Origin of the sequence: Nocardia sp. CY15 (genome assembly GCF_009829295.1) — a bacterium.
In the GTDB taxonomy this organism is placed as follows: domain Bacteria; phylum Actinomycetota; class Actinomycetes; order Mycobacteriales; family Mycobacteriaceae; genus Nocardia; species Nocardia sputi.
Genome location: NZ_VUOT01000016.1, coordinates 41,154 through 54,445 on the forward strand (window position 1 = coordinate 41,154; position 13,292 = coordinate 54,445).

11 protein-coding genes are annotated in these 13,292 nt (G+C 69.2%); 8 read left to right on the forward strand and 3 right to left on the reverse strand.

The window, feature by feature from the left end:
* Positions 1 to 36 precede the first annotated feature (36 nt).
* The 3 genes from GVY39_RS18960 (at position 37) to GVY39_RS18970 (ending at position 2,302) form a co-directional block, all read left to right on the forward strand.
* Entirely contained in the window at positions 37 to 273 is a 237-nt protein-coding gene (locus GVY39_RS18960; protein WP_159926468.1) for a hypothetical protein, read from the forward strand.
* A 237-nt stretch (positions 274 to 510) separates the two neighbouring features.
* A complete protein-coding gene (locus GVY39_RS18965; RefSeq protein ID WP_159926466.1) occupies positions 511 to 1,773 on the forward strand; it encodes a CdaR family transcriptional regulator in 1,263 nt (420 codons plus the stop codon).
* Positions 1,774 to 1,867: 94 nt separating this feature from the next.
* Positions 1,868 to 2,302, forward strand: coding sequence for a CBS domain-containing protein (locus GVY39_RS18970; protein WP_159926464.1), 435 nt, complete (start codon positions 1,868 to 1,870; stop codon positions 2,300 to 2,302).
* On the opposite strand, the gene GVY39_RS18975 is transcribed toward GVY39_RS18970, so the two are convergent.
* On the reverse strand, positions 2,299 to 2,730 hold the full coding sequence (locus GVY39_RS18975) for a pyridoxamine 5'-phosphate oxidase family protein (RefSeq protein WP_159926462.1): 432 nt from the start codon (positions 2,728 to 2,730) through the stop codon (positions 2,299 to 2,301). The two genes, GVY39_RS18970 and GVY39_RS18975, sit on opposite strands and share 4 nt — an antisense overlap.
* 70 nt (positions 2,731 to 2,800) lie before the next feature.
* On the opposite strand from GVY39_RS18975, the gene GVY39_RS18980 reads away from it, so the two are divergent.
* From GVY39_RS18980 to GVY39_RS18995, 4 genes are read left to right on the forward strand one after another with little or no spacing between them, the layout of a single operon-like run.
* Complete coding sequence (locus tag GVY39_RS18980) at positions 2,801 to 4,132, forward strand: aminotransferase class V-fold PLP-dependent enzyme (protein ID WP_236565538.1); 1,332 nt, start codon at positions 2,801 to 2,803, stop codon at positions 4,130 to 4,132.
* Positions 4,129 to 5,415, forward strand: coding sequence for a heavy-metal-associated domain-containing protein (locus GVY39_RS18985; protein ID WP_159926460.1), 1,287 nt, complete (start codon positions 4,129 to 4,131; stop codon positions 5,413 to 5,415). Before GVY39_RS18980 ends, GVY39_RS18985 begins: the two co-directional genes overlap by 4 nt.
* The gene (locus GVY39_RS18990) at positions 5,412 to 6,950 is read left to right on the forward strand and encodes a decarboxylase (RefSeq protein WP_159926458.1); all 1,539 of its coding nucleotides are present in this window, start codon (positions 5,412 to 5,414) and stop codon (positions 6,948 to 6,950) included. Before GVY39_RS18985 ends, GVY39_RS18990 begins: the two co-directional genes overlap by 4 nt.
* The gene (locus GVY39_RS18995; protein ID WP_159926456.1) at positions 6,950 to 8,275 is read left to right on the forward strand and encodes a pyridoxal-phosphate dependent enzyme; all 1,326 of its coding nucleotides are present in this window, start codon (positions 6,950 to 6,952) and stop codon (positions 8,273 to 8,275) included. The genes GVY39_RS18990 and GVY39_RS18995 overlap by 1 nt, the downstream gene beginning before the upstream one ends.
* Positions 8,276 to 8,299: 24 nt before the next feature.
* Here the strand turns inward: GVY39_RS18995 and GVY39_RS19000 are convergent, their stop codons facing one another.
* Positions 8,300 to 9,391: a condensation domain-containing protein gene (locus GVY39_RS19000; protein ID WP_236565537.1), complete on the reverse strand. Its 1,092-nt coding sequence runs from the start codon at positions 9,389 to 9,391 to the stop codon at positions 8,300 to 8,302.
* 172 nt (positions 9,392 to 9,563) lie between these two features.
* Between GVY39_RS19000 and GVY39_RS19005 the strand changes: the two genes are divergently transcribed.
* The gene (locus GVY39_RS19005) at positions 9,564 to 10,193 is read left to right on the forward strand and encodes a TetR/AcrR family transcriptional regulator (RefSeq protein ID WP_159926454.1); all 630 of its coding nucleotides are present in this window, start codon (positions 9,564 to 9,566) and stop codon (positions 10,191 to 10,193) included.
* Between the two features lie 20 nt (positions 10,194 to 10,213).
* Here GVY39_RS19005 and GVY39_RS19010 read toward each other — a convergent pair whose 3' ends face one another.
* On the reverse strand, positions 10,214 to 13,240 hold the full coding sequence (locus GVY39_RS19010) for a tetratricopeptide repeat protein (RefSeq protein ID WP_159926452.1): 3,027 nt from the start codon (positions 13,238 to 13,240) through the stop codon (positions 10,214 to 10,216).
* Between the last annotated feature and the right edge of the window lie 52 nt (positions 13,241 to 13,292).

Consider the following 13,292-nt stretch of genomic DNA (forward strand, 5'->3'; position numbering starts at 1 on the left):
CTCCCTGCCGCACGTTCGGACGCGAGGGGTAGTCGAATGATCGAGCCATTTCGAACTCCCCACCGGGTTGCCGTCATCGATGGCGCCGGTGCCGAAGCCTTGCGCCAATACCCTGCGCCCGATTTCTCCCTGTCCGACTGCGGGGTGGAGCCCCGTGGCCTCACCTACCGGCAGGCGCGCGACATCCTCTATGCCCACGAAGTCCACGGCCCGCAATGCAGGCAGTGGCTGGCCGCCGCCGCCTACTTGTCAGCCGGGCTGGACGACGAGTAGACGAAGACTTCTTCTGACACGCAAAGACATCCACTCCAGCGCGTACCTCGCTCCAGCACGCTGAGCGGCGTGCGGCGTGCCCAGCGTCGGAGTCACGATCGCCGCATCGCGTAATGCGACGAGCAACCAATCGATCTCACAGATCACTCCCGGTGCCCACGGCCCTTTCGTATAGTGATCGATCGACTCGGGCGCGATTTCTCACACGCCTGGCGTGGCACTTGGAGCGAATTCGTAATGACCTACTCCGCGTTGGATCTGTCCGCCGACTCGTCCGACTCGGTACTGGAAATCGGCGGCCGACCGGCTTCGGCGCCCTTGCAGAACACCGACAGCGTGGCCACGCACATGGTCGGATACCTAGAGAACGTCATGGCTCCGTGCCGCAGCTTGCCCGGCGAACATGTACGCGGCGACGTCACGAAACTCACTCGCAGCTGCCTGAACCTCGCCGCCGAGATGTTCGACCGGCGTACCGTGCCGGACGAGCGACAGCTGGGCCCGGTACGCGCGACGGCCGCCCGCTGGGCCCGCGAGGGCGTGCCGCTGAGCACTATCCTGCGCGCTTACCACGAGGGACTGCGCATCGCCTTCGGCCTGGTCACCGCGCGAGCCGAGGCCGACGACGTCGATGAGGTGCTCGTCGCCGCCGATCTGCTGTTGGAGCTGCTGGAGGCGATCACCGCGGCGGTGTCCGACGCCTACGTCGACGAACAGCGCCTGGTGGCAAAGGAACATCAGACGGCGACACAGACGCTCGCCTCGGCGCTGCTCAGCGGTCGTGGCAGTTCGGCTCTGGCGCGCCAGACCGGCATTCCGATCGCGGAGTCCTATCAGGTTGTCGCGCTGTCGATTCCGGAGCATCCGGACGAGCGCGATCCGCGCGTCGACGGCAACGTCGCCGCGCGCCGCAAGCTACGGCGGCTGCAATCCGAGCTGGCCACCGTGTTCGCCTCGCGTGCGCTGGCCCTGCTCAGCGCCAAGGGCGGCACACTGCTCATCCCGTTCGGTGACGAGACCGATACCGTCCTCACGGAGACGACACTCGCGCTGCTGGCCGACGCCGCCGAGGTTGCGCTCACCGCCACCGTCGTCCCGACCGATACCGAGCAGATCCCCGAATCGGCCGATCAGGCGCACGAGCTGCTCAATCTCGTGCGCGTCGGCGCCCGGCCGCCCGGCCTCTATCAGATGTCCGATCTGGCAGTGGAATATCAGCTCACCCGCAGCGGCCCGGCGACGCGGCGGATCGCGACCATCCTCGACCCGCTCGACGCCCATCCCGAACTGTTCGACACCATGCGCGCCTACCTCGGCAACGACATGAACCGGCAGCTCACCGCGCGCCAGCTGTACGTGCATCCCAATACCGTCGACTACCGCCTGCGCCGCATCGCCCAGTTGACCTCGATCGATCTGGCGACCTCGGCGGGCATCTCGCAGGCGGCGATCGCCCTGCTCGCCCGCGACCTGGACCGCAGCGTCGCGCGCCGCCTCTGACGTGAGGCGAACCGTGGCCTGTAATGGATTCGTGCTGGTCACCGGACTACGAACTTGCGATCCTGGTAATGCCGCGACGTCTGGATGGTGAAACATGCGAATTTCGGAGATCCTGCGCAGGAAGGGCAGCGACGTGGCCACGGTCGCACCCGACACGACCGTCCGCAGACTGCTGGCCACCCTGGCCGAACGGAACATCGGTGCGGTCGTCGTCTCTCCCGACGGCGACGCGATCGCGGGGATCGTCTCCGAGCGCGACGTGGTACGCAGTCTGCACGCCCGCGGCGCGGCCCTGCTGGACACGCCGGTCTCGGCGATCATGACCTCCGAAGTACGCACCTGCACACCCGACGACCGGGTCGACGGCCTGCGCCGCACCATGACCGAACACCGCATCCGGCACCTGCCCGTGGTGCACGAGGGCAGGCTGGTCGGCATCGTCAGCATCGGCGACGTGGTGAAGAGCGCGATCTCCGAATTGGCGACCGAACGCGAACACCTCGTCGAGTACCTGCAGGGCAGGTACTAGAACTCGCTCGGGTTCCCCAGGTCGGCCGAGAGCCAGCGCTCCGGCCGCAGGAAGACCGCGACCTGCTCGCCGTAGGCCTCGGCCGCCTTCAGATAGGCGTCGACCGATTCGGCGGGCAGGTACCGCGCCGCCATCTCGCGGTGCTGCTCGTCGGTCATCGGGGTGATCCGGGTGACCGGGCCCTCCACACTCACATACCGCACCGTGGGTTCGACCTGCTGAACCATCAGACCGAACCGGCCGGCCTCCCGGATGTAGCGCATCTTCCGTGACTCCGGGCCGGTCAGGATCCACGCCTCGCCACCGGGGCTGTAGTGATACCAGATCGGGAGGGTGAGCGGGGCACGACCGGAACCCGCGGCCACCGAGAACGCGGCCACATGCGGCTGAGCCAGGAACTCTTGACGCTGTTCGGGGGTCAGAGGCATGTCGTCCAGGCTAGTCGTGAAAGCCCTTGTCCGCGAGAAAACTTCGAAGTCCGTACCAAAAATGCGTATCGTGGGTGACGTCCTGGTTACCGGTGAAGGGAGCGTCGCGTTGCGGTCCCCTGCCCCGAGATCGCCGGTGACGCGGGCCGAAGCGGCCACCCGGTTACCGGAGACGCCGCCGTTCGCGCCTACCACGGTCCGGTCGATGTTCCCGGCGCTCACCGCGGCCTCCGAGGTCTACCTCGACAGCGCAGCCACCACCCAGAAGCCGCTGCCGGTGATCGAGGTGATGAACCGCTATCACAGCAACGGCACGGCCAACGTCGGCCGCGGCACCTATCCCTGGGCAACCGGCCTGACCGCCCGGATCGCCCGGGTCCGGGAGCGGACCGCCGCTTTCATCGGCGCGGAACACCTGGACGAGGTGGTCTTCACCGGCGGCGCCACCGCCGCGCTCAACGCTGTCGCGCTGTCCTGGGGCCTGACCGCACTCGCCGACGGCGACCAGATCCTCTACAACGCCAGCGACCACGCGTCGAACGTGTACCCCTGGCAGCACCTGCGCGGGCTGCTCGCCCGGTTCGGACGCCGCATCGACCTGATCCCCTACCGGGTGACCGGCGCCGGTGAGGCGGACACCGACGACATCCTGGCCAAGATCACGCCGCGCACCAGGCTGATCACGGCCGGGCATCTGCACCACGTCTTCGGCGGTCTCAGCACCCTGGAGGAAGTGCGGGGGCGCATCGATCCGGCCATCCTGCTGTGTTTCGACTGCTCGCAGAGCGGCGGGCACCTACCGGTCGACGTGACAGCGCTCGGCGCGGACTTCGCGATCTTCGCCGCGCACAAGATGTTCGGCGCACCGGGCACCGGAATCCTGTACTGCCGCCGACGCGTGCACGACCAGTTGGTGCCGTTCCTGCCCGGCGGCAATTCCGGTGCCCGGCCCGGCCCGGCCGGGCTGGACTCGGGACCGATGCCCGCGCTGTTGGAAGGCGGTACCCCCAACATTGCCGGCATCCTCGCCCTCGGCAGCGCGCTCGAGGTGCTGGAATCACTCGGCATGGGCGTGATCGCCGCGCACAACCGAGCCCTGACCCTGCGCCTGATCGACGGCCTGCGCCCGGTTCCCGGGTTGGAGTTCCTGCCCGGCCCGGCACACGCCGCGTGTGAAGTCGGCTACGGCATCGTCTCCTTCACCCTGGACGGAATCTCGGCCGCCGACGCGGGCTTCGTGTTGAGCGAGCTGGGTTTTCTGGTGCGTACCGGCGCGCACTGCGTCCCCGCCGTGACCGATGGCGCGGACTCGGTGCGAGTCAGCACGCACATCTACAACACTCCCGACGAGATCGACCGATTCGTCGCGTGTGTGCGAACCATTGCCGAGGAGGTCACGTGAGTATCGACATCCCCCGCTACGACCGGCGGTCCGCGTCCAGGGTGCTTGCCGAGTTGGCGCAACCGGGGTTGTTCACCGCACCGGCTCCCGTGCCCCCGCCACGCCGGTTCGAATTCACCTGTACCGCACTACGTCCCGAGACGGACAGTCATCTCACCTATTCGCAGCGGCTGTATCTGGAGCGGTTCATGCGGCCGTGCCGCGCGGATCAGGTGACCAGCGCGACGCACCGGATCGCGTGGACCGACAGCGACGGCATCCCGAATACCGGCCACTTCCGCGCCGACGGTCTCGGCCCCTCGGTACCGATCGCGATGCGTGAGACCGTCCTGGCGCTGTGGCGCCACCTGGACACCGACCCCGGTTTCGCCGCGCGGGTCGCGGCGATCGGACCGGGCGAACACGCCGTGCTGGCGGGCACGACCACCGACCACGATCCGCGCGACATCTTCCGGGTCGGCATCGAGGCGGCGGGGCGCGTGCTGGCACAGCACGCGCTGCTGGCCGCCCAGACCCCGTACCGGGATGCCGCCGAATTCGCCGCGGGGATTCGCGATTCCGGGATCTTCACCGCGGTGGCCACTCGATGGTTCTGGGAGTTGCAGGCTTCGACCTATCGGCGCGGCATGATCCCGGTGACGCTCGTCGCACAACCCGACGGAACCGTCCGCTACACCGCGGAGACCGTGGCGACCCTGCGCGCGATGAAGGACGCCACCATCGCCGACGCGCACGCCGTGATGGAGCGCGCCACCACCGTCGAAGGCCGCACGGTCGCGGAGGCCATCGCCAAGTATCACGACGACCTGGACCTGATCTCCCGGCAATACGCCCTGCTGCCCACCGGAAGCCACCCTTCCTGCCTGGCGGCCACCCCACAGCAGCTCGACAGCGGGCACGTCAGCATCCTCCCGCAGCTGGCCGGCCGGTTCGTCGCGACGTTCACCGAGATCATCGGCCGCTGCGAGATGGTCGAAGTGCGCGCCGAACTGGACGAGACGACCGCCGACCGCGCCGCCACCGCCGAGGACCAGGTGTTCTACGTGCCGGATATGACCTGCAAGCACTGCGTTCGCACGATCGGCGGAGTGCTGGAATCGATGGACATCCGCGTGGTCGAGATCGACCTGGACAGCAAACGGGTTGTGGCCGAGTTCCGGAGCCCGCGCAATCGGGCACGCGCGTTCGAGGCGATCCGGGACGGCGGCTACAATCCGGCCGCGCAGCGTCCCGACGGCGCGGCACGGACTTCGGCCACCGAGCCGTCGGAAGCCGCCGTATGACGCCGTGGCCGCCGGCGCTGCCCGCGAAACTGCATCCGACGGTCCGCGCTTTTCTCGACACGCCGGGCGTCGCGGCGCAGGCGCTGACACGATTCGGGTCGCCTGCGCATCTGCTGTTCCCGCAGATCTACTCGGAGAATCTGCTCCGTCTGCGCACAGTCCTGGAGCGGCACCTTCCCGGATACCGGATCTGCTACGCGCACAAAGTGAACCAGTCCCGGGCGTTCGTCCGCACCGCCGAACGCGAGGGCATCGCCATCGACGTCGCGTCACCGCACGAACTGTCCAGTGCCCTCGGGGCGGGATTCGCGGCGGCGCGCATCGAGGTCACCGGCCCGAAAGGCGAAAGCTTCCTCCACGACCTCGTCGGCCGCGGGGTGACGGTCAACGTGGACAACTCGTGGGAACTGGGCCGCATCGCGGAACTGGCTCCCGGACATCCGAGAATTCCCGTGCTGCTGCGGGTTTCCGGCTTCGGCCCGGGCCAGGTGAGCCGGTTCGGGATGCCGCTCGCGCACGTCGGACAGGCCCTCGATCTGCTCGCTGCGCAGCGCGCGCGGATCGCCTTCCTCGGCTTCGCTTTCCACCTCGACTCGGGCGAGCTCGGCGAGCGGGTGCGGGCGATCGAGGCCTGCCTGCGCTTGATCGAGCAAGCCTACGATCGCGGTCTCGCCCCGTCGGTGCTCGACATCGGCGGCGGGTTCCGTCAAGTGTTCACCGCCGATGCCGAGCGGTTCGACGCCTACGTGCTCGCCCTGCGGGAATCGCTGCTGGGCCGGGGTGAGTCGATGACGTGGGGCAGCAACACCTTCGGCTATCACGTCGCGGGCGGCGCCGTGCACGGCACACCGGTTTTCCACAAGTACGCCAACACCGTCGCGGCCGACACCATGCTCGCGGAGCTTCTCGCCGCGCCGCTGGAGCGGCACGGCGGGCGCACGGTGGCACAGGTGACGGGCGACAATCTGCTGGAGATGTGGCTGGAGCCGGGCAAGGCGCTGGTCGATCACGCGGGCGTCACGGTCGCCACGGTCGAGTTCGTCAAGGAGGTCGCCGACGGCAGCGTGCTGGTGCACGTCGACCTCAGCCGCGACTCCGTGACGCCCGCCGACCAAGAGGTCATGGTCGACCCCATCCTGCTGCCCCGTGCGGGCGACGGGCTCACACCCACCCACGCCACCGCTGAAAGCGGTGGCGGCACAGGCCCGATCGGCGTCTATTTCGCCGGACGTCTGTGCCTGGAGCGAGACCTCATCACCAATCACAAGGTGTGGTTGCCCACCACGCCCCGGCCGGGCGACGCGGTGGTGTTCCCCAATACCGCCGCCTACCACATGGACCTGTCGGCCGCGCGGGCATCGATGCACCCGCTGCCCGTGAAACTCGCCGTCACCCACGGGCCCGACGGATTCCGGATCGTCCGCGACGCCGAGTACGAACCGGATTTCCCCGTCGAGTCGCCGCGATCACGCCATATCTCGCCGCATACCGCCCACCTTGCGACCAGCCCGGTCCGATCCGTCGAGGCTCCCTGATGCGATACGAGCACATCACCGAACTCATCGGCAACACGCCACTGCTGCGGCTCGACCCCGCGGTGCACGGGCTGGCGAACGTAGAGCTCTACGCGAAGTTGGAGTCGCACAACCCGTTCGGCTCGGTCAAGGACCGGGTGGCCTGGGGGATGCTGCGCGACGACCTGGCGGAGATCCGGGCCGGCGCTCGGACGCTCATCGAGGCATCCAGCGGGAACACGGCCAAGGCGCTGCGCGTCCTCGGCTCGATGTACAGCATCGACCTGCGCGCGGTGACCAACCGGATCAAGGTGGCCGAGGTCCGTGACCTGCTGCAGCTGCTCGGGACGGAGATCGTGGAACTGCCCGGGCTGTCGGAGTGCCCGGACCCGACCACGCCGAACGACGTCTACTCGGTGATCGAGGCGACCATGGCGCAGCACCCCGGCGCGTATCGGCATCTGTCGCAGTACACCAACGAGAAGAACATCGAGGCCCACCACCACGGCACCGGACGGGAGATCCATGAGGACCTGGCGGCCGATGGCATCACCAGGATCGATTATCTGATCGGCGGGCTCGGTACCACCGGGTCCACCCGAGGAACCGCCACCTATCTGCGTAAGTACAACCCCGAATTACGCACTGTCGCCGTGGTTTCCGAACGGTCCGACTTCATTCCCGGCATTCGGTCGGAGACCGAGATGTGGGATGTCGGGCTGTTCCAGCCTGATTTCTACGACCGGATCGTCACCGTGTCGGCGGGCGACGCCGTGGACGCGACGCTGCGCCTGGCGACCGGCTACGGCGTCCTGGCCGGGCCGACCAGCGGCGCGGGGTACGCCGCCGCGCTGGAAACGCTCGGCGCGCTCGATCTCTCGGCGACCGATCCGCAAGACCCGATCGTCGCGGTGTTCATCGTGTGCGACCGGCTCGAGCCCTACCTGTCCTACATCAAGAAGCGAAGGCCGGAACTGTTCGGCCGCGCCGGACGCTCAGCCGAGCCGACCGCGGCCGAGCTGGCCGCGGTACCGCGCCTGTCGCCCGAGCAGCTCGCCGAACTGGACCGGACCGCGCGTCCGACCATCGTGGACAGCCGGGGCGCCATGGCCTACCGCATCGGGCACGTGCCGGGCGCGGTGAACATTCGCGACGACCAACTCGACGAGATGTTCGGTCACGGCATCCCGTTCCCGCGATCGCGTCCTGTCGTCTTCGTCTGCCCGGTCGGCGAGCTGTCGGTGCGCTTCGCCGCACGCGCCCGGCAGGCCGGATACGACGCCGCCGGCTTGGCCGGTGGCGTGGTCGCCTGGCGCGATGCGGGCCTGCCTCTGGAACGAGGCTGACCCTCCGGGGATTCGAGGCGGCCGTCACCGCTGCCCGGCGGGGAAGCCGGACAGCAACGGGGCGATCGGTCCGCGGTAGCCGGTGGCGAGCAGTTCGACGGTAGCGGTGACCAGTTCGACGAAGGCGACCGCCGTGTCCTGCGCGAACAATGTGGTGACGTCGGCGCTGTCGGAGAACGCGCCGACCGCCACCGCGAAAGCGGTCTGCAACACCATGAACAGACTGGCCCGGGCGGCGCACGCCCGATCGAGCAGCGCGCGGTGCACGCCGGCGCCGAACGCTACCGGCACGACCGCCCCGGCGCCTGCCGCCCCGGCGCGGCGGACCGGACGTGGACGAGCACAGGGGAATTCGAGCACCGCGGGCCGACCGGCCAGTGTGTTCGCCCAGTAACGCAACTGCTGGGTGGCGCGGCTCCATTCGTCGGAGTAGTCGCCGAGCTGGGCGTGTTTCCCCAAGGTGTAGTCGGCGTAGTCGATCGGCAGGGGCGCCCAGTCCGGCGCGGCCCCGGCCTGCCTGGCGAGGTATGCCGTGCCGAGATCGCGCAGCAGCGGCCCCACCGAGCGTCCGTCGATCGAGATGTGGTGGACCACCAGCACCACTACGAGGTCGTGCGGACCGAGGGCGAACAGCCGGGCGCGCAACGGCAGGTCGGTCGCCAGATCGAACTCGCCCGCGGCGAAATCCGCGATGCGCTGCCGCAATTCGGTTCCGGTGGCCGCGACGACCTCGGCCTTCGGCCTGGCCTCGTGCACCGGAACGATCACCTGGGCAGGGCCCGAGGCGGTCTTCGGATAGCAGGTGCGCAGCGGTTCGTGTCCGGCGACGACATCGCCGATCGCGGCGACGAGCGCCTCCGGCGACAGCGGGGGCCCGGACAGGCGGACCGCTCGAGCCACATTCCAGTCACTCGAGTTTCCGGCCCGCGCGGCGTGCCACATCCGTTCCTGCGCCGGGGCGAGGGGGATGTGCGCCGGACGTGGCCCGCGTGCGAGCGGCAGCGGGCGCCACGGCGGCGGGAGGTGCCGAACCGCTGGTCTCGCCCCGTGCACCGCCGTACGCCCGCGTCCGTCGCCGAGCGCATCGGACATGATCACCGCAGCGGAGTTGTTCACGCGCCATTACCCTCCACTACCGAACCACCGAGAGACCCAGGGTCGGTAACCAGACCGAGTAAACCGACAGTTACCACTCTGTGACGGCACGGGATCCGTTTCGGCAAGACGCCGCAGGCCGTGGCGGGTGAGCGCGGCGTCGAGGTACGCCGCCAGGCATTATCGTTGGGCCGTGCAGACAGGTCAGGAATCAGACGACGACGGGAGCCCGCGGATCTGGGGTGGGACGACGCTTACCGAGCGCAGGGAGACGCGACGGACGGCGCTGCTGGAGGCGGCGCTCGATCTGATCGGCGAGTCGGGTGCGAGTGGCGTCACCATGCGTGCGGTGTGCCGCAAGGCCAACCTCACCGACCGCTACTTCTACGAGAGCTTCGCCGGCCGCGACGAGTTGCTGGACGTGCTCTACCGTCAGGTCGCCGACGAGTTCCTGGAGCCGATGACGGCCTTCGCCGCCACCGACGACCCGTCCCGCGATCGCGCCCTATCGGAGATCCTGGTCGACAAGGTGCTCGCCGACCCGCGCAAATCACGGCTGTTCCTGGTCGAGCCGTATTCCAGCACCGGGCTCGGGCAGACCACCTTCGCGGTGATGCCGGTCTTCACCCGGATCATGCAGGACCATCTGTTCGGTCACATCGAGGACCCGGTCAAGCGCAGGCTGGCGGCCGTGACCATGGCCAGCGGGAACGCGGGCATGTTCTCGGCGTGGCTGAACGGCTCGCTGCGCGCCACCCGCGAGCAGATCATCGAGCACTGCGTGGCGACCCTCACCGTGTACCGCTCGCTCTACCGTTCCTGACCGCACGGCCGAGGCCACCGTCAGTCCACGTACTGGCCCCGCCAGTACGCCAGGGTGTTCCTGGTCCGGATGGTGTGGGCGTGATTGGGGCCCAGAGCGCGCAACTCCGCGACCAGCAGGACCTCCAGCTCCGCGATGGCGCGGGCGAGGTCGCCGTGACGAGCGCGGCAGCACACGAGATCGTGGCGGGTGTCGAAGGTGTCCGGGTGATCGGATCCGAGTACGCGCAACCGGTCGGCGAGCAGTTTCTCCAAGTCGGTGATCGCGCCCGCGAGATCGCCGCTGTCGGCGCGGTAGGTGGCCAGCCGACCGCGGGTGAGCAGAGTGTCGGGATGGTCCGGGCCGAGTACCCGCAAGCGATCGTCGAGTAAGCGGGTGAATTCAGTGCCCGCCCCGGCCAGGTCACCGCTACGAGCGCGAAACGCCGCGAGGTTGTTGCGCGCGCCGAGTGTGTCGGGATCGTCGGCGCCGAAGACGCGGAGATAGTCGGCCACCAGTTGTTCGAACTCGGCGCGGGCGCCGAGCAGATCGCCGCTGTCTGCACGCCAGTACGCCAGGCTGTTGCGGGTGCGCAAAGTATCCGGGTGGTCGGCCCCCTGCACGCGGGCGCGATCGGCACGCAGCCGTTCGAATCGGGCGATGGCCCCGGCGAAATCGCCGATGTCGCCGCGATTGGACGCCAGATTATTCCTGGTCCGCAGGGTTTCGGGATGGTCGGGACCGAGCAGTCGCAACTGGTCGGTGAGTAGTCGCTCGAACTCCTCGCCCGCGCCCGAGTGATCACCGCAGCGGGCGCGGTAACTGGCCAACCGGTCGCGGGTGTCCAAGGTGTCGGGATCGTCGGGACCGAAGACCCGCAACCGGTCTTCGAGCAGCAGCTCGAAATCGGCGACGGCGCCGACCAGGTCGCCGCTCTCGGCGAGGTGATAGGCGCGCCGCTCGCGCGTGGTGAAGGTATCGGGGTGGTCGGGCCCCAGTGTCCCGACGAAATCGGGCACCCACGCGGCCCACAGATCGCGATCGTCGGCCGACCTGCCGGTCTCCAGCTTCACCAGGAAGTCGACGGCCAAGGCGGAGGCGCCGTAGGCCAGGCAGTGGCGCACGGCCGAGCCGCGGGCGTAGTCCGCGGCCCGGTCGGTGTCGTCGGCCTGGATCGCCGCGACGAGGGCACGGTGCGCGTCCACGAGGCGCACCCCGAGACGATCGCATTCCGCGCCCAGCGCGGGCAGGAACGCGCTATGGCTCACACCGAGCGACTCGCGGACGGTGCCTGGATGGCTGCGGGTGACCAACGCGCCGAGATTCACGGCGACGTCGCGGATCCGGGCCGCACTGAGGTCGACGCCGAGCGACGACAACGCCGCGTCCAGCAACTCCAGCGGCAGCACGGGGCCGACCCCCGCCGCCACCAGCACTCCGAGCAGAGCCGCCGTCGCACTCGCGGTCTCGGGATCGACCCCGCGCAGCGCCGTCTCGACCCGCAGTGCGATGACCCGGTCCAAACCGATTCCGGAGGCGACCGCCCCGTCGGTCAACCTCGACGCGACCTCCAGCAGGATGCGCGCCACCAGCCAGCCGCCGGAGACCACCCGCGAACCGCTCGCGTCGGTCGGCGTCTCGGCCAGCAGCCGCTGGATCCAGCCGATCCAGTCGACGGGGCCGAGCGGGGCCGTCCCGCGCGCGGAGTCCACCACGGCGGCGATGTCGTCGGCAGCCGGTTCGGCGATTTCGATCCGGTACATGTGCGCCAGCTTCGGATCGTCCTCGACACCGGTCCCTGGCCGGATGCCGACGATCACCCGCACGTGCCGCAGATCCTCGCGCTCGGTCAGATCGACGATCGCGGCCACCAGCAGCCGCCTGGTCCCCTCCTGCGGTTGGTTCAGGCCGTCGAACACCAAGGTGACCCTGCGGCCCGCGGTGGACAGGCGGGCCAGCGGGCGGCGGACCAGGATGTCGAAGATGTCGGACTCGTCTCGGGGCCGATGCGCCCGTGCCGCTCGCGCCGCCTCCCGGAAGCCGGGCAGGCGGGCGTCGAGTTGCACGGCCAGTTCGGCGGCGACCGATTCCACGGAGCTGTTGACCGTCAGGAAAACCGCGGCGGTGATGTAGTCGGGGGTGACGGCGAGTCCGTCGACCAGGCTGGGACGGATCAGCATCGCCAGCAGCGTGGACTTGCCGACACCCGCGGGCCCCAGCACGGCCCGCAGCCGGTGGCTGCCCGCGTCGACGATCGCGTCGAGCCGCTCGCGCACATCGGGCGTCAGCAGCAGACGCCGGGTCAGCTGGTCGACGAACCCGGCCGCAGAACGTCCGCTCACCGCGTCGCGATGACGCGCGGTGTTCGGCACCAGCCACAGTCCCGGGTCGACGCCCTGTGTCGTGGATACCGCGCCGGAACTGAAGGAAAGATGTTGCGGCTGTTGATACGTGCACTGCACGGCGATCGGATCGACCAGGTCCGAGGGCAGCAGATTCTCCCCGCGCAGCGGCAGGCCGAGGCCGAAGGTGGCGAGCATGGTGCGGGTGAAGCACCCGGAATACGCCGGCCCGTCGCCTGAGGCGACCAGCAGCTCCATCCGGCCGCCCGACTGCGCCAGGAGATCGGTCCACCGGCGGGCGGCGCCCTGCACACCCTGACCCGCCTCGCAGGCGTCGACGAGCATCACCAGCCCGTCGAGGGCGGCGCGGTCGAGCCGCTCCCTGATCGCCTGGGTCAGGTGGAAAGCGTTGTGCGAGTTCGGATCGCCGGGGGAATCGTGGCCGAGCAAGTAGAAGTCCTCGGCGGTCGTGGCCACTCCGTGCCCGATGAAGCCGAGCAGCAGCGTGGCCTGCTGCTCCGATGCCGCCGCGAAGGCCGTGTCGACCGCGGCGAACATCTGCGCCGCGGTCGGATTCAGGACCGGGCCGTCGAGTTCGATCGCCGATCGCCAGCCGCCGGTCTCGGTCAGGCTCCCGTACAGGCCGTTGGCGAGTTCTTCGGTGAAACCCAATTCTCCCAGCGCCGCGCATTCCGACCCCACCACCAGCGCTAGCCGTCCTCCCATGCAAGAAACATACCTGCGCCACCGCCTCCATTCCGCCCCACCGTCGGACCCG